Origin of the sequence: Thermogymnomonas acidicola JCM 13583 (assembly GCF_001316105.1) — an archaeon.
Classification (GTDB): Archaea; Thermoplasmatota; Thermoplasmata; order Thermoplasmatales; family Thermoplasmataceae; genus Thermogymnomonas; species Thermogymnomonas acidicola.
In genome coordinates, this window is sequence record NZ_BBCP01000004.1 from 82,783 (window position 1) to 97,175 (window position 14,393).

The following is a 14,393-nucleotide window of genomic DNA, read 5'->3' on the forward strand; positions in this document are numbered from 1 at the left end:
TCGTCGTGGGCGATGTGGTGGACCCGAAGAACTACAGGAGGTCGAAGCTCTACGACCCTGGATACACGCACTCCTTCAGGAGGGGGGGAACTCCGGTGCCAGCAGGGCAGAGGAGAGTGTTCCTGCTCAGCGTGACCCTAACGGGGGGGACAGGATGGCCGGGATCCTGGAGAACTCACTCCCACCACTGGGATACAGCGTTCAGGCCAGGCATTCAGGCAGCGGATCGAGTGTCAGGGACGCAATCGAGGAGGCCTTTGTCAGCTACGACGCCATAGTCCTCTTCATGGCAATAGGGGGTGCTGTCCGTTACATCTCCAGGTACACCGTGGACAAGCTCAGTGACCCCGCAGTGGTGTGCGTTGACGATTCCGGACGCTTCGCCGTTCCCGTGCTCTCGGGCCACTCGGCGAGTGCCAACGAACTGGCGGAGGACATAGCGGGGATACTGAACGCGACGCCAGTGATAACGACTGCAACGGACAGCCTCGGGAGGGAGAGCATTGAGGGCATCGCAGAGAGGCTTCTCTGCTCCATACCGGACAGGGAATCCATTATCAGGGCCAATGCGGAGATAGTTAGGGGGGGCAGGCGTGTTGCCGTCAGGAACCCCCCCAGCGGCCTCAGGCGGAAGAGGGTCGCTGCGTACTCAGGCAAGGTAGCGGGTGATTCCATAGAACTGGTCATTTCCAAAGAGAGGCCAGAAACGGGACACTGGCTCCTCCCGTACAGGATATCCATAGGTCTCGGCTACACCAGAGGGGGGGCCACCGTGGCCGATGTTGAGGATGCCATAAGGGCCTTTCTGGAGGAACACGACCTCGGCGTAGAGGACATCGATGTCGTGACATCAGCGAAGGAGGACAGCGTTGCGGAAGAGGCATCGAAGTCCCTCGGCATAAGGTTCGAGAGGATCGGCATGGAAAGGGTGAAGGAGTTCGATGCGTCCAGGTTGAGCTCAACTTCGCACATGGCCCAGGAGGCCCTGGGCATCCCGGGCATGTCGGAGCCGTGTGCCCTCCTGGCCCTGGGCCCCACCTCCAGGATCCTCTTTCCGAAGGAATCGTTTCACTCGAAGGTGACAGTCGCGGCTGCGTTCGCACACAGGCCCTCCGGCCATGGGAAGGTCTACTTCATCGGTGTGGGGCCCTCGGGCCCGGAGTACCTGACGGAGGCCGCCAGGGTGGCCATAGCCCGGAGTGACGTTGTGGCCGGCTACTCCACTCCACTCTCGGTGGTTAAGCCACTCCTGCGCAACAAGTACGTGATAACGGTCAGGTGGAAGGAGCAGGCTACTTCGATAAGCGAGGTGAAGCGCCTCTTCAGGGAGGGGGGGCACAAGATATCCTTCCTCTTCACAGGCGATTCCTGCTTCAGCGAAGGCGAGCTGATCTCCCGCTTCCTGGATGAGGTGGACAGATATGAGGTGATACCGGGCATCAGCTCGGTCCAGGTGGCCTCTGCAAAGTCCATGTTCCCCCCTGGAGGTGTGCAGCGTTATCTCGTTCCACGTCACGGGGGGGCCTCTGAACCAGAGGAAGGAGAGCCTGAGGTCTGTGCTTGAAAAAGGGGGCTGTGCCCTGGTCCTCCCCCCAGGCCCTACGACTTCATGCCGCGGGAGGTGTCCAGGTACCTGGTTGAGAGCGGGATCCCGCCTGACCTGCCTGTAAGGATAATGGAGAACCTCACAAGGGGAGACGAGAGGATCACGGATTGCACAATCGGCAGTGTCCCGGACAGGCAGTACAGCGACCTCTGCATCATGGCACTTGGCAGGAGCCCCCTGCCACTGGATTACATACTTTCCGGGTCAGGGCAGGAGCAGCCGGCAGACGTTAAAAATAAATAATATTTACCGATTAGGCACCACCCGGCTTAGCTCAGTTGGTAGAGCGGCGGACTGTAGAGGAATCTCCTTAATGGAATACCGCCGTAATCCGCAGGTCTCCGGTTCGAGTCCGGAAGCCGGGATCCCAATATTTTGTATCGGTGGTGTGGGCGGGGGGGAGGCCTGAAGCAGTTCAGGGATGCCATTGAATGGGGGCGCAAGCCGGTTCCATTGGGCGGGAATTGGCCTGTGGCGCGCCTGGTGGTAGGGAGCATGGTCGCGGGCCCGGTCCCCCCCATGACGGTGTAGGGGGCAGTATGGCCATATCCACTCCCACTCCCTGTTGAGCGGTGTTACTGCGAGGTGCGGATTTCCCGTTTCTCCGCTGGCAGTGGTGCGTAGCCGGGTGATCGCCTTCCCCCCCGCTTCCAGTGTCAATAGTGGGTATCAGAAACTCTGCAGCTCCATCCCGGAGAGCCTGATGTAGAAGGATATGAAGCCCGTGTGCCCTATGACGTTGTTGTCCGGCCTGGTGGAGCCTGGCCTAACGATGATGTTCTCCTTGCGCAGGGTGCATGATTCAACGAGCATGAGGTGCGTGTCCCTGCTGGCCTCAAGCGTCCTCTCCACCTGGTTGTACGTGGGGGGGGAGTAACAGACAACCATGCCGCCTGGCCTGCACAGCTCGGATGCCCTCTCCAGGTAGTCCCATGGCTGCGGCAGGTCGAGGAAAACGGCATCGAAACCATCACCCCCCCTCTGAACCGAGTGGATATCGGAGTTTACGAGTTCCCAGTTGTCTGCATCCGTGAAGCGTGAGGAGTTCGACCTGGCCAGGGATATGGCCTGTGCGTCCGTGTCTGCGCTAACGAGCCTCCCCCCCGAGGGCCCTATTATTGAGAGGAGCACTGCGGAGAGTGCGCCAGAGCCCACGCCGCTCTCCAGGACGCGGGAGCCGCTCCTCACCCCCCCGCGCGGAGTGCCATGTAGCCGCGTCCCAGGGCTGTATTATCTGGGCCTTCCTCGCCATGACTGCCGGCAGGTCGCATGGGTTCGGCCTCTCGGCCACGAACACATCCCCCCCTCCGAGCCTCAGCGTGTCTCCGGGTGATGGGTCACTTGTGAAGAGTGCACTGAACCTCTGGCCACCCACGGTGGCATAGCCGTCCGAGAGGGTGCCCTTCCTCCTGTTGCCTATCAGGAAGAGTTCACCGCCTGCATAGTAGCCCACCATTATGTCGGAAACGTTGTTGCCTGTCCTTCCGGTCACTATGGCACTGTCCCTGGACATTAGGAGCGTGCCGCTGTCGCTCCCTGCGAGGTACCGCTCCACCTCATCACGGCCCACCCTCTCCCTCAGCCAGTTATCCGATATCCCACCTGCTGCATCTGAACGGCCGTCGATGCCGTCCGTGCCGAAGCACGCCAGGAGGAAGTCCTCGTCATCACCCATCTCCTCCATGAACCTCAGGACGAGCTCCTGGGCCCTCCCTCCCCCCCTGCCGTTTCCCCCCCTCACCTGCACCGTTGTCTCGCCCCCCCCGCACACAAACCAGAACGGTGATCCCCCCCTGAGCGAGTAGGCCTGCCTCAGGGCCTGGGCGAGCCTGCGGGAAAATTCAGATACCTCTCCCCCCCTGAGGTTGCTACCGAACGAGACGAAGTCCACGCGCCTGCTGGCCAGGTACCTTATGCCTGACTGCACGAAGTCTGAGTTGCTCAGCACGATCTGCTGCTCCACCCTTTCGAAGTACCTCGGGTCGCTCCTCTCACCCACCTGCTGCACCATGACCCCCCCTGGGAGGCACCTCTCCCTGAACTTACGCAGAGCCTCCTCAACCCTCCTGGTGTCCCTAAGCATGGTGAGGGGGGGCCCGCTGGCGATCACCGAGAGGTCATCGCCCATCACGTCAGAAACAACGAGACCGTGTACCCTTGCTGGGTAGAGCATGACAGCAAGGCCACCCGCCTTAACCCTGGACATCAGGCCCTCACGGCGTTCAGTTCATATATGTCCCCCCCACCCGCATCCATGACGCACCTGCTCACCTCCATGATCCTCTCAGCATCCAGGCCCTGGGCGGGCAGCTCGAACATGGCCGACCCTCCGCCTGAAATGAGTACGAGGACATCGTCGCCCTCGCCGAACGGGCCCAGGTGCTCAATGGAGAGCTGCGCTGCCTCCACTGATTTCTGCGACACGTCCGGGTGTGTTGCCGTGTAGACCTCCAGATCATGGCCCTCGACCCATATGTCCTCACCCTCTGGCACAACCACTGCCGCCCTGCTGTACTTCCCCCCCCGAGCGCCCTCCTTGCGCCCTCGAACATGGCCTGCGATGCCTTTCCGAAGGCCAGTACCTTTACGCTTTCGCCAAGTTTGAGACCCCCCCTAACTGCGCCCTCCACCCTCAGGGCCGGGTCGTTCTCGGCTAGCATGCTCTCTATGAGGTCGAGGGCTTCCTTCCTCCTCTGCGTTTTCTCGATCCTATCCCTGTTCTTCACCACGGGTGGACGCATGCTCACATGAGCAGCATGCGTTAAAAGTAGTTATCCATTCACCATGGGCAAATGACATACTCTGTTGTTTCGTACGATCCGGAGAGGAAGGAGTGGGGAGTGGCCGTGGCATCGAGGTTCCTGTCCGTGGGCTCCGTTGTGCCGTGGGCCAGGGCAGGGAGGGGGGGTGCGGTGGCAACGCAGGCGTTCGCCAACTACACCTACGGCCCGAGGGCACTGAAGTTGCTGGGCACCATGGGTGCAGCGGAGACGCTGAGGCTGCTCCTCTCATCCGACCCTGACAGGGAGAGGAGGCAGGTTGCCTGGTGGACTGGAAGGGAGACGTGGCAGTGCACACCGGGAGCCAGTGCATGGAGTACGCCGGCCACATGACGGGAAGGAACTTCTCAGTCCAGGGCAACATACTGGCAGGCGAGAGCGTCCTGAAGGCAATGATGGAGGCCATGGAGAGGCAGGGGGGGCCGCTGGAGGAGAGGCTGGTCAGTGCCCTGGAGGCAGCAGAGGCCAGCGGAGGGGGGGATAGGAGGGGGGGTAGGCAGAGCGCTGCCCTGCTGATCGTCTCGCTCACAAGGGAGTTCGAACCGGGCTCCTCCAAGTTCATGGACATAAGGGTGGAGGATTCCATGGAACCGGTCAAGGAGCTTGCCAGGCTCAGGGACCTCTGGCTCGATACCTTCTTCAGGGAGTGATCTCTTGTACAACATAGGAGTGATAGGGGGGGGAGCAGGCCGGAGAAGAGGTACCTGGAGATCGCCGAGGAGATCGGGAGGCTGCTGGCAAGGAGGGGGGGCTGCAGGGTCTTCTGCGGCGGCCTCACAGGAGTGATGGAGTACGTGGCCAAGGGCGTGAGCGAGGAGGGTGGCATAGTCGTTGGCTTCCTGCCAGGCATGAGTGCGGTCAACGGGAACCACTACCTCACTGTACCTGTGCCCACGGGCATGGGCTACCTGAGGAACTTCCTAATCGTCAGGGCTTCTGAGGCTGTAATAGCGATAGACGGATCCACGGGAACGCTCTCTGAGGCGGCCTTCACTGTGAGCGAGGGGGGGAAGTCCCTGGTGCACATAGGTCCCATACCAGTAAGGAAGTCAAAGGAGAATGAGGGAGAGGTCCTTGAGGCCAGGACGCCAGAGGAGGCCGTTGACCTGGCCATCAGTGAGGCGAGCAAGCAGAGGGAGAGGGACCTCAAGAAAGACCAGTTCTGGAGCGGGACGTTCTGGTGAAAACCCCCCCGATTAAGGACGCCAGGAAGTCCGCAGCCCTTGAGTGGCGCCTCTCAGCAACTGCCCTGTAGAGCAGGTTTCCGAGGCCTGTCACCTGCAGGAACAGGAGCGCAGGCAGGAGGGGGGGAACAGGTTCTCCTTACGCTTCGCTATCTCCAGCACCGCGTCGAACCCAACGTATTTCCCGCTCTCAGTGATCAGAATGACGCCCTCCAGCCCCGAGGGATCACCCACCTCGGATGCCCTCACCAGCTCCGAGGGGGGGTCAAGGGCGCCTGCAGAGACGCTGCACAGGCGGCATGTGTCATCGTACATTACTTTCAACCCTCTCCTCCTCCACCAGCTTCCTTATGGACCTCTGGTCGGAGTAGAGCGCCCTTGCACCCATGTTCTTGATCTTCAGCGCCGCATAGGCGCTCTGGAGGCCAGTGCTGCAGTATACCACGTAAGTCTTGTTTGTTCCGTTCTTCCTCACGAAGTCCTCAACGTCGCGCACATCCACGTTCAGGGCCCCCGGGACATGCCACCTCTCGTATTCCTCCTTCCTCCTGAGGTCAATGATCACCGAGCCCACCATGCTCTCCTTCCTCCTCACGCTCTCCACCGAGTTCCTCTCCGTGAACTCGTGCACCTGGGAGAACCTGATCCTGGTGGCACCCTCAAGCAGGTGGGATACGTCCCCCCCGAACGTGGCTTCCTCCCTATCCACTGCCTCGGCGTCCACCGCAGTGCTGGGCCTGTCAGAGAATATGCTGCAGAACTCGCCCGGGTTGTAGTCGGGGAACGTGCCTATATACCTGGCCAGGGCCACTATCTGTTCCTTGTCCATCCCTATCAGTGGCCTGAACACTGGAAGGCCTATGCCGTGCTCTGCTGCCAGCAGGTTCTCTGCTGTCTGCGATGAGACCTGCCCAAGCGATTCGCCCGTCACTATGCCCGCATAGCCGTTCTCAGGAGAGAGGCGCTCTGCCATTCTGTAGAGTAACCTCTTGAACGTGACATGTGAGTTCCTGAACCTGGTGTGGTCAGTGAGTGCCTCCACCAGCTTCGAGCCGTCCACGATGAATATGGTGCCATCGTACCCGAAGGACCAGTTGTCAACGAGCCTTGACACCACGTTCAGGAATGCTGTTGTGTCCACAGGGTGCGCCAGCGAGCAGAATAGAATGTCCACTGGCTCCCGCGCTTCATCATCATCCAGGCAGCCACGGGAGAGTCTATGCCCCCCCCTGAGACAAGTGCAACAAGCCTCCCCCCCTGTGAACCCAGCGGCAGGCCACCTGGCCCCCCCTCTATCTCCTGCCCGTAGAAGAAGGCCAAGTTGTCCCTCACCTCCACCTTCACCTCCACCTGTGGCCTCTCCAGGTCCACACCCCCCCTGGCGAACGGCAGCAGGGCCGCCCCCCCCACCTGCACCGACACGTCCATGGAGGTGAAGGGGGGGTGGTTTCCCATGCGCCTTGAGCGCACTGCGAAGTACTTGTCCTTCACTGCTTCTGAGAAAACAAGTGTGGCTGCAGAGACTATCTCGTCCAGGGACTGGAACCTCATCCTCAGTGCGAAGGAGAAGGACTTCACGCCGAACACCCTGCGGAGAGCCTTCGCCACGGCCCTGGCATCCACGTAGCCCTCGACGTAGACCCTTCCGTAGCCCCCCCTCCTCACCGTTGCAGGTTCCCCCCCTCCTTCAGCAGGGAATAGGTTATGTTTTCCATCAGTTTCTTCTCCATGCTGTTCCTGGCCCTGGTTCCCTTCAGACCTATCTCGGAGTACCTGACTATCACCACCGGCTCAAGCCTGCCGTGACCCGTGGGAGTCAGACCCGCACCCCCCCCAGAGAAGATGCGTCCCATGGTGTAAACGTATCTCCGGTGTTCACAGCACGATCCATCTGTGCCTGAGGTATCAGCAATACCTTTATCCGTTTAACGCATGTATCCATATGTACAGGATCCGGTGCAACAGATGCGAGGGCACCGGCTACGTGGAAGATGACGGGAGAAAGGAAATCTGCCCCCCCGTATGCTTGGGAATAGGGTCTGTGGAGGACACGGACGAGGAGGGCAGGAGGGCCTCCATCCTGAGATCGAAGAGGTTCTACCACGCACTGTTCGCACTGGTCGTTGCGTTTGTCATTTACTACGTGATATTCCTCTACTATTACTTCACCTACCACCCGGGCACAATAATAACCGTCATAGTGCTCCTGGTTGGCCACCTCTCCATGATCCTGGTATTCTTCGCCTACATCTTCCTCCTGATCTTCAGGGAGAGGGCCACAGAGGGTGCGGTCAGGAGATGAGTGAGCCTAGGAATATTGGCGTCTCCTTCACGATCCATTTCCTGGCCCTTGCCTCGCGAAGCTTTTCCGTAACATGGGACCAGTTGAGCAAGGAATCCGTCTCGTACATCACCACGAATTCCTGGTCCCCTATGCCGAAGGAGTATGTGGTGTAGGACCTTATGTCCTTGTTCTCCGGGTGCTGCACGGCCATGCGTATATGCTCCTGGAGTATCTCCTTCCTCTCCTCGAAGCCTATGAGATACCAGTCAGGTGTCTTGCTCATGGGGGTATGCGATGAAGTACTTCTTGGGCTCCCTTGTCAGGGTGTCCTCTGGCTTCGCCCCCCCGTCCCTGAGGTACGGGGAGCCTTCGTATATGGACATCATGCTGTACGAGGCCCTGATCAGGCCAGCGCCCCCCCTGCCCAGTGCAGCTGCCTTGACCTCGGCAAAAGATTCGGGCCTCCTGGAGGAGAACCACAGGATGATGTCCGCATCCCACCTTAGGGACGAGTAGAAGTGCAGGTTTATCAGGTCTTCAGGATACCCCCCCTCCCTCTCAAGTATCCTGGCCCTGGCCCCTTCCATATCTGCCGGCCTTGACCAGGCCTCATCTGTCCAGGAGAGGCACAGGACTGATATGTAGATCTCACCGCCCAAGCCTATCGTCCCTAGATCGCATCCTCTTACAAATCAGTTTCCAGCCCTGCAGTGTGCTGAGTGACATGCATGAGCGTGATAAACAATCGCATACAGACGCAGATATTTTCTGAATAGAAAAATTATATACCCAGTAAGCAATATTAAAATATGGAAGAGGAGAACCTTTTCAACACCGTGAAGTCCGTTGAATTCTATGTTGGCTCCGCAAAGCACTGGGCCTACTTTCACCAGATGGCCATGGGGGGGTTCCGCCCTGTGGCTACGCCGGCCCCCCCGAGACAGGGGGGGTCAGGGACAGGGTCTCATACATCCTCGAGCAGAACGGCATAAGGCTCATATTCACGAGCTTCCTCGATCCCAGGTCGCCCATAGGGGGGGAGCACGTGAGGCTCCACGGGGATGGGATAAAGGACATAACCATGGACGTTCCTGACCTCGATGAGACCATAAATGGCCTCAACAGGAGGGGGGGAGTTGTGAAGGTCAGGAACCTCAGCACACTCAGGACCGACTGGGGGGGGAAGCTCAGGACCGGGGGGGAGGTGCCAACCTACGGTGAGACGGTGCACACACTCCTCGACCTCTCAGATTATGACCACAACCTGCCCCCTGGCTATCAGGAGCTGGACGCCAGTGCTGAGCCAACCGGCCTCCTGAAGTTCGACCACATAGTGGGAAACGTTGAGGAGGGAAAGATGGACCCCCCCTGGGTGAACTACTACATAAAGGGAATGGGCTTCAACCAGTTGATAAGCTTCGATGACAAGCAGATAAGCACCGAGTACTCCGCGCTCAGGTCAAAGGTGGTTGAATACGGTGGCAGGAGGATCATTTTCCCGATAAACGAGCCTGCCCTGGGCCTGAAGAAGTCGCAGATCCAGGAGTACCTGGACTATTACAATTCGCCCGGTGTGCAGCACATAGCACTCCTCACGGACAACATAGTGAAGACTGTGAGCGAGCTGAAGAGGAGGGGGGGCGTGGAGTTCCTCTATACACCCGACAGCTACTACGATGACCTGGAGGAGCGCGTGGGCCACATAGGTGAGGACATAGAGAAGCTCAGGGAACTCAGGATCCTGGTGGACAGGGACGAGCACGGGTACCTGCTCCAGATATTCACCAAGCCCATAGGTGACAGGCCCACCTTCTTCTATGAGATAATACAGAGGAAGGGTGCACAGTCCTTCGGGGGGGCAGGAAACTTCAAGGCCCTGTTCAAGTCCATCGAGGAGGAGCAGAGGAAGAGGGGGGGAAACCTCTGATGAGGGTCGGAAGGGTCAGGTCAGACGACGGTGTCCACGCCGTCGTCTTCCGGGAAAACTCTGCTGTGCCGATATCTTCAGTGATGGACGTGGAGGAGGGAGAGCTCCAGGGTTACCTTGTGCAGTTCGTGATGAGGAACAGGGAGAGGATAGAGAAGGCAGTTCAGGAAGAGGGGGGGCAGGGCATAGACTACCAGAGCATACTGAGCCCGATTCCCAGGATACCGTCCATAAGGGACTTCTACACGTTCGAGGAGCACGTCAGGAAGGGGGGGCGTGCCAGAAGGGGGGGCCTGGACATGGCACCGGAGTGGTACGAGATACCTGCCTTCTACTACTCCGGCACCTCCAACATATACCCGAGTGGTTCCGCTGTGAAGTACCCGAGCTACAGCCAGGAACTGGACTACGAGATGGAGGTCGGCATAGTCATAGGGAGGGAGGGCAGGGACATACAGAAGGGAGAGGCCATGGACTACGTGCTCGGCATGGTCCTGATGAACGACTGGAGCGCCCGGGACGTGCAGAGGAAGGAGATGGCCATAGGCCTGGGCCCGGCCAAGTCCAAGGACTTCGCCACTTCAATAGGGCCATACATAGTCACAATGGACGAGATCGTGCCCAGGCAGGCGGAGAGCGCCAAGTTCGACATCACCGTCAAGGCGTACGTGAACTCCACCAAGTATTCGGAGGGGAACCTGAAGGACATGTACTGGAGCTTTGCGGACATGATCGCATGGGCCTCGAGGGACACAACACTCAGGCCCGGGGGGGACATCCTCATGAGCGGCACCGTGGCCACCGGGGGGGTGCATTCTCGAGCTCGGCCCGGAGAAGTACGGATGGATAAGGAGGGGGGGCGACCACGTGAGGATAGAGAGCGACCTACTCGGCACCCTGGAGAATGTGGTGAGGTGATCTCATGTTCTACGTGAAGGAGGGAATAATGCCAGAGAGCAGGCACACATACACCGACAGGAACAACCTGCTCAGGGAGGAGCTGTTCGGCGAGGAGAGCTTCGATGGCCCGTACTCGCTGCTCTACCATCTGAACGAGCCCACGGACATAGTGTCTGTCAGTTACGAGAGGAGGAGCGTGAATGTGCTAGAAGATGGCTTCAGGCACAGGCACCTCAGGGCATCAGGCATACCGGTAAAGCAGGACTTCCAGAGCTCGATGACACCCCCTCATGCTGAACGAGGACATAGAGATAGGGGGGGTGGCGCACTTCAGCGGCTCCACGGAGGTGTTCAGGAGGAGCGCACTGATGGACGAGCTCTTCTTCGTGCACTCCGGCACTGGCACCCTCCAATCTGTATTCGGCGACCTCAGGTACTCTGCAGGCGATTACCTCTACGTCCCGAAGGGCACCACTTACAGGTTCCAGCCACAGGGTGAGAACAGGTTCTTCTACGTCAGGGCCGCATCGAGGATAGCGTCCCACCCCCCCGGTACCTGAACGCTTACGGGCAGCTGAAGGAAGGGACGCCCTACTACGAGAGGGACATCAGGGTACCGGAGCTCAGGGAGGCCAGCAAGGAGAGGGGCCAGTTCAAGGTCATGGTCGAATACTCTGACGGCTACGTGATAGAAACCAGGGACAGGCACCCGTTCGATGTGGTTGGCTGGGACGGCCACCTCTACCCCCCTTCGCCATAAATGTGGACAGGATGGCGCCCATAGTCGGCAAGCTGCACCAGCCCCCCCTCCTGTGCACGAGACATTCAGCGGGAAGGGCTTCATGGTCGGCACATTCCTGCCCAGGAAGTTCGACTTCCACCCCCCCCAGGGCCATACCCATATCCTACTACCACAGCAACATCGATACCGACGAGGTGCTCTTCTATTCATCGGGCAACTTCATGAGCAGGCGTGGCATAGAGGCAGAATCGATCACCGTGCACGTCAGGGGCCTCATACACGGACCGCAGCCCGGTGCAGTTGAGGCAGCCATAGGCAAGGAGGCACAGACGAGGTTGCAGTGATGGTTGAAGCGTACAGGCCTCTCAGATTCACGGAGCAATCCGCACAAATAGAGGATAAGGATTACATGGGGGGGTCATGGCACAGGAGATAACGGAGTTCTCGTACCCCCTCATAAAGAAGGTCTTGAGCGGAGAGGGCAGCCTCGGGAAAATCCCGCAGATACTGAAGGAAGAGGGGGGGTGCAGGAGACTGCTCGTTGTTTCCTCGAACTCCGTGTGGAGGAGCCACTTCTATTCAGAGCTGCTTGACAGCCTGGACATCAGCATAGAGGAGTTCCATGAGGTGACGCAGCACTCACCTGTGGAGGAGATAGAGCACGGGGGGGTGGAGATGCTAAGGAACAGGAACTGCGACTGCATCCTCTCCATAGGAGGGGGGGGAAGCGTCCAGGATTCATCGAAGCTCATGAGGAAGTTCTACGAAACCGGGATAAAGCATGTTGCAGTGCCCACAACACTCTCAGCAGCAGAGTTCTCACCCTCCGCCGGCTATTCACTGGGTGGAGAAAAGATGGGCATGAGGGACCCTGAGATGGTTCCGGGCTACGTCATCCTGGACCCCCCCAGGGCCACCCTTGAGACGCCTGACTGGCTCTGGTTGTCCACGGGGGGGATAAGGGCCCTCGACCATGCAGTGGAGACACTTGTGGACAGCGGCAACACGGAGATATCAGAGACGTTCGCACTCATGGCTATAGAGAAGCTCTTCACAAACCTGGGCTCCAGGGACACCAGGGCGAGGTTGCAGTGCCAGATAGCCTCATGGTACTCATACTTCCAGGCCTCCGACATTTCCCTTGGCACTGGCCACAGGATAGGGCGTGCCATTGGGGGGGCGAAGTGGGATATACCGCACGGCATGACAAGCTGCATAACCCTGCCTGTGATGGCAAGGTACTACTCGCTCAGGCACACCGCCCAGATGGCCAAGGTGGCCAGGGCAATAGGGTTCAGGGGGGGATCCGATGAGGAGATGCTGGCCTCCAAGGCAGCGGAGGCCATATCCATACTGATCGAGAAGTTCGGCCTGAGGCACAGGCTCTCTGACTTCGGCATATCACACGACGACCTCGGCGAGATTGCCGGCAAGGTCGGAGGGAGCGACACACTGAAGCTCCTGGAGGAGATGCTGTGAATGCCCACAGAAGTCCCCGGCGCACACTGCGTGATGGGCAGTGGACGCCTCTGACATGCATGCTGCAGGTTGCAGGGCCTGCACCATGGGCAGTCACTCCCTCTTTGCCTGGTTTCGGCAAGCGACGTTGTTAATATCTGTGAGTGCTGTAGGGAACCCAACGGGCGATACACTTTAATACATGCACCTTATTGTTGAGAGCGTGCATATACCAGTTGAGATCTACATCATCATCGCATCATCGGTCGTTTCATTCATATACTACATGATAAACGGCTTCGCCTCCGTCTTCTACTCAAAGAACAGGGAGTACAGCATTTACGGGCCCGGCGATGTCACGGTCGTCATGCCTGTGTACAACGAGGACGTCCAGACCTTCAGGATGGCTGTCAACTCCATCGCCAGGCAGAAACCGGCCAGGTTCATAGTGGTTGGCGACTCCAGTGATGAGCCGTACAGGACGATAGCAACATCTGCAGGTGCCGAGTTCTACCTGAACATCCCCAGGCAGGGAAAGAGGAAGGCCCTGGCATACGCGATGAGGATGGTGAAGACACCCCCTTGTCATGTTTGTGGACAGCGACACCATTGTCCCCCGATGGGGGGGCCATTATGAGCATGGCCTCCAAGGTAGGGCCGAACATAGGTGGTGTTGGAGCGAACATAGGCATAATCAATGACGGGAGGAAGGTCTCATACAGTTCGGAATTTGTTGAGAGGATGAGGGAGATCATATTCAGGGCGCTGTCAAAGAACGGCAGCACCATGGTCCTGGACGGCCGCTGCTGCCTGTACAGGACTGGCCTGATTTCAGAGCTCATACTTTCAGAGAAGTTCACCGATCCAAGGGTCCTTGGGAAGAGGAGCGTCATGGGTGACGACAGGCAGATGACCAGTTACATCATCTCGAAGGGCTACAGGGCCATCAAGGACTTTGATGTGAAGGTCCTCACGAAGTCCCAGGAGAGTTTCAGGAAGTTCTTCAGGCAGCAGGTGAGGTGGGCCAGGGTAGGCTGGTACTACTACTTCAAGGAACTGTTAAACGGCACCGCGAGGAAAGCAGGCGCGCTCTACACCTTCGAGCAGACTTATGCCTACACTCTCCCTATCCTCCTGATCGTGCTGGGCCTCATGCGCTTCTACGATGTCATTTACTGGCACCTTGCAGTCCACCACTTCGAGTTCTACCACCACTTCCATCCAGAGCACCTGTTAACAGCAATGATCGCCTTCAACACCAGGTTCAAGGACGTTTTCATCACGAGGGCCATGACCAGCATCCTGGACTTCTTCGGCCTGTCCATATTCGCAATATCGCTCAACGCCAAGATGGGCAAGGAGAGGCTCAGGGTGTGGGGGGGATACGGTGCAATCGCCCTGCTGCTGATGTTCATAACCACGGTGTACGGGCTGTTCACCTTCTGGAAGCAGGGACGCTGGCTGACAAGGTGAGCGCCCAATCGCCTGTTGAGTCAAAATGTTATTATCTAA

At 58.8% G+C, this 14,393-nt stretch carries 20 protein-coding genes, 1 tRNA gene and 2 pseudogenes; 14 read left to right on the top strand and 9 right to left on the bottom strand.

Annotated elements, in window-relative coordinates; translation table 11 throughout:
• Positions 1–154: 154 nt before the first annotated feature.
• The 3 genes from JCM13583_RS04665 to JCM13583_RS04675 all read left to right on the top strand — a co-directional run bounded on the left by JCM13583_RS04665 (position 155) and on the right by JCM13583_RS04675 (position 1,971).
• Positions 155–1,564, top strand: a complete 1,410-nt coding sequence (locus tag JCM13583_RS04665; RefSeq protein ID WP_075056876.1) for a cobalamin biosynthesis protein — start codon at positions 155–157, stop codon at positions 1,562–1,564.
• A 57-nt stretch (positions 1,565–1,621) separates the two neighbouring features.
• Positions 1,622–1,849: a hypothetical protein gene (locus JCM13583_RS04670; RefSeq protein WP_162509402.1), complete on the top strand. Its 228-nt coding sequence runs from the start codon at positions 1,622–1,624 to the stop codon at positions 1,847–1,849.
• 20 nt (positions 1,850–1,869) lie between these two features.
• Positions 1,870–1,971: transfer RNA gene (locus JCM13583_RS04675), tRNA-Tyr, on the top strand.
• 304 nt (positions 1,972–2,275) lie between these two features.
• Here JCM13583_RS04675 and JCM13583_RS04680 read toward each other — a convergent pair.
• Genes JCM13583_RS04680 through JCM13583_RS04690 form a run of 3 tightly spaced genes read right to left on the bottom strand, consistent with a single transcriptional unit; the run spans position 2,276 to position 4,099 of the window.
• Positions 2,276–2,794, bottom strand: a complete 519-nt coding sequence (locus tag JCM13583_RS04680; RefSeq protein WP_075056878.1) for a methyltransferase domain-containing protein — start codon at positions 2,792–2,794, stop codon at positions 2,276–2,278.
• Entirely contained in the window at positions 2,694–3,812 is a 1,119-nt protein-coding gene (locus tag JCM13583_RS04685) for a DUF4147 domain-containing protein (RefSeq protein ID WP_075056879.1), read from the bottom strand. Before JCM13583_RS04685 ends, JCM13583_RS04680 begins: the two co-directional genes overlap by 101 nt.
• Entirely contained in the window at positions 3,812–4,099 is a 288-nt protein-coding gene (locus JCM13583_RS04690) for a DUF4147 domain-containing protein (protein ID WP_171823440.1), read from the bottom strand. Before JCM13583_RS04690 ends, JCM13583_RS04685 begins: the two co-directional genes overlap by 1 nt.
• A gap of 299 nt (positions 4,100–4,398) precedes the next feature.
• Here JCM13583_RS04690 and JCM13583_RS04695 point away from each other — a divergent pair, with 299 nt between their 5' ends.
• Genes JCM13583_RS04695 through JCM13583_RS04705 form a run of 3 tightly spaced genes read left to right on the top strand, consistent with a single transcriptional unit; the run spans position 4,399 to position 5,570 of the window.
• Positions 4,399–4,719, top strand: coding sequence for a DUF1028 domain-containing protein (locus JCM13583_RS04695; protein WP_075056881.1), 321 nt, complete (start codon positions 4,399–4,401; stop codon positions 4,717–4,719).
• Positions 4,653–5,036: a DUF1028 domain-containing protein gene (locus JCM13583_RS04700; RefSeq protein WP_075056882.1), complete on the top strand. Its 384-nt coding sequence runs from the start codon at positions 4,653–4,655 to the stop codon at positions 5,034–5,036. Before JCM13583_RS04695 ends, JCM13583_RS04700 begins: the two co-directional genes overlap by 67 nt.
• Positions 5,037–5,090: 54 nt before the next feature.
• On the top strand, positions 5,091–5,570 hold the full coding sequence (locus JCM13583_RS04705; protein WP_075056883.1) for a TIGR00725 family protein: 480 nt from the start codon (positions 5,091–5,093) through the stop codon (positions 5,568–5,570).
• A gap of 90 nt (positions 5,571–5,660) precedes the next feature.
• Here JCM13583_RS04705 and JCM13583_RS04710 read toward each other — a convergent pair whose 3' ends face one another.
• The 4 genes from JCM13583_RS04710 to JCM13583_RS13840 are packed head-to-tail and all read right to left on the bottom strand — an operon-like array spanning position 5,661 to position 7,423.
• Entirely contained in the window at positions 5,661–5,885 is a 225-nt protein-coding gene (locus tag JCM13583_RS04710) for a hypothetical protein (protein WP_075056884.1), read from the bottom strand.
• The gene (locus tag JCM13583_RS12170) at positions 5,875–6,744 is read right to left on the bottom strand and encodes a hypothetical protein (RefSeq protein ID WP_162509405.1); all 870 of its coding nucleotides are present in this window, start codon (positions 6,742–6,744) and stop codon (positions 5,875–5,877) included. Before JCM13583_RS12170 ends, JCM13583_RS04710 begins: the two co-directional genes overlap by 11 nt.
• Complete coding sequence (locus tag JCM13583_RS12175) at positions 6,690–7,235, bottom strand: hypothetical protein (protein ID WP_162509406.1); 546 nt, start codon at positions 7,233–7,235, stop codon at positions 6,690–6,692. The genes JCM13583_RS12170 and JCM13583_RS12175 overlap by 55 nt, the downstream gene beginning before the upstream one ends.
• Entirely contained in the window at positions 7,232–7,423 is a 192-nt protein-coding gene (locus JCM13583_RS13840; RefSeq protein WP_171823441.1) for a hypothetical protein, read from the bottom strand. The genes JCM13583_RS12175 and JCM13583_RS13840 overlap by 4 nt, the downstream gene beginning before the upstream one ends.
• 89 nt (positions 7,424–7,512) lie before the next feature.
• Here JCM13583_RS13840 and JCM13583_RS04720 point away from each other — a divergent pair, with 89 nt between their 5' ends.
• Positions 7,513–7,872: a hypothetical protein gene (locus tag JCM13583_RS04720; protein ID WP_075056885.1), complete on the top strand. Its 360-nt coding sequence runs from the start codon at positions 7,513–7,515 to the stop codon at positions 7,870–7,872.
• Here the strand turns inward: JCM13583_RS04720 and JCM13583_RS12180 are convergent.
• Both JCM13583_RS12180 and JCM13583_RS12185 read right to left on the bottom strand, forming a co-directional pair.
• Complete coding sequence (locus JCM13583_RS12180) at positions 7,862–8,137, bottom strand: chlorite dismutase family protein (protein WP_162509407.1); 276 nt, start codon at positions 8,135–8,137, stop codon at positions 7,862–7,864. The genes JCM13583_RS04720 and JCM13583_RS12180 overlap by 11 nt on opposite strands.
• Positions 8,121–8,513 carry a chlorite dismutase family protein gene (locus tag JCM13583_RS12185; RefSeq protein ID WP_162509408.1) on the bottom strand — a complete coding sequence of 131 codons (393 nt, stop codon included), beginning with the start codon at positions 8,511–8,513 and terminating at the stop codon, positions 8,121–8,123. Before JCM13583_RS12185 ends, JCM13583_RS12180 begins: the two co-directional genes overlap by 17 nt.
• Positions 8,514–8,663: 150 nt before the next feature.
• Between JCM13583_RS12185 and hppD the strand changes: the two are divergent.
• The 7 genes and pseudogenes from hppD (at position 8,664) to JCM13583_RS04755 (ending at position 14,354) form a co-directional block, all read left to right on the top strand.
• Positions 8,664–9,781: pseudogene (hppD, locus tag JCM13583_RS04730) on the top strand (4-hydroxyphenylpyruvate dioxygenase).
• Positions 9,782–9,981: 200 nt separating this feature from the next.
• Positions 9,982–10,699 (top strand): annotated as a pseudogene (locus JCM13583_RS04735) (fumarylacetoacetate hydrolase family protein).
• A gap of 272 nt (positions 10,700–10,971) precedes the next feature.
• Complete coding sequence (locus JCM13583_RS12190) at positions 10,972–11,241, top strand: cupin domain-containing protein (protein ID WP_162509409.1); 270 nt, start codon at positions 10,972–10,974, stop codon at positions 11,239–11,241.
• A 211-nt stretch (positions 11,242–11,452) separates the two neighbouring features.
• A complete protein-coding gene (locus JCM13583_RS12195) occupies positions 11,453–11,767 on the top strand; it encodes a hypothetical protein (RefSeq protein WP_162509410.1) in 315 nt (104 codons plus the stop codon).
• A 76-nt stretch (positions 11,768–11,843) separates the two neighbouring features.
• On the top strand, positions 11,844–12,902 hold the full coding sequence (locus tag JCM13583_RS04745) for an iron-containing alcohol dehydrogenase (RefSeq protein WP_075056887.1): 1,059 nt from the start codon (positions 11,844–11,846) through the stop codon (positions 12,900–12,902).
• 202 nt (positions 12,903–13,104) lie between these two features.
• Positions 13,105–13,518: a glycosyltransferase gene (locus JCM13583_RS04750; RefSeq protein ID WP_075056888.1), complete on the top strand. Its 414-nt coding sequence runs from the start codon at positions 13,105–13,107 to the stop codon at positions 13,516–13,518.
• Positions 13,519–13,520: 2 nt separating this feature from the next.
• Entirely contained in the window at positions 13,521–14,354 is an 834-nt protein-coding gene (locus JCM13583_RS04755) for a hypothetical protein (RefSeq protein WP_162509412.1), read from the top strand.
• Positions 14,355–14,393 lie beyond the last annotated feature (39 nt).

Coding starts and splice junctions, on each gene's coding strand:
- JCM13583_RS04665 (WP_075056876.1), top strand. CDS start 155: ATGGCCGGGATCCTGGAGAACTCACTCCCACCACTGGGATACAGCGTT.
- JCM13583_RS04685 (WP_075056879.1), bottom strand. CDS start 3,812: ATGTCCAGGGTTAAGGCGGGTGGCCTTGCTGTCATGCTCTACCCAGCA.
- JCM13583_RS04695 (WP_075056881.1), top strand. CDS start 4,399: ATGACATACTCTGTTGTTTCGTACGATCCGGAGAGGAAGGAGTGGGGA.
- JCM13583_RS04710 (WP_075056884.1), bottom strand. CDS start 5,885: ATGTACGATGACACATGCCGCCTGTGCAGCGTCTCTGCAGGCGCCCTT.
- JCM13583_RS13840 (WP_171823441.1), bottom strand. CDS start 7,423: ATGGGACGCATCTTCTCTGGGGGGGGTGCGGGTCTGACTCCCACGGGT.
- JCM13583_RS04720 (WP_075056885.1), top strand. CDS start 7,513: ATGTACAGGATCCGGTGCAACAGATGCGAGGGCACCGGCTACGTGGAA.
- JCM13583_RS12180 (WP_162509407.1), bottom strand. CDS start 8,137: ATGAGCAAGACACCTGACTGGTATCTCATAGGCTTCGAGGAGAGGAAG.
- JCM13583_RS12190 (WP_162509409.1), top strand. CDS start 10,972: ATGCTGAACGAGGACATAGAGATAGGGGGGGTGGCGCACTTCAGCGGC.
- JCM13583_RS12195 (WP_162509410.1), top strand. CDS start 11,453: ATGGCGCCCATAGTCGGCAAGCTGCACCAGCCCCCCCTCCTGTGCACG.
- JCM13583_RS04745 (WP_075056887.1), top strand. CDS start 11,844: ATGGCACAGGAGATAACGGAGTTCTCGTACCCCCTCATAAAGAAGGTC.
- JCM13583_RS04755 (WP_162509412.1), top strand. CDS start 13,521: ATGGCCTCCAAGGTAGGGCCGAACATAGGTGGTGTTGGAGCGAACATA.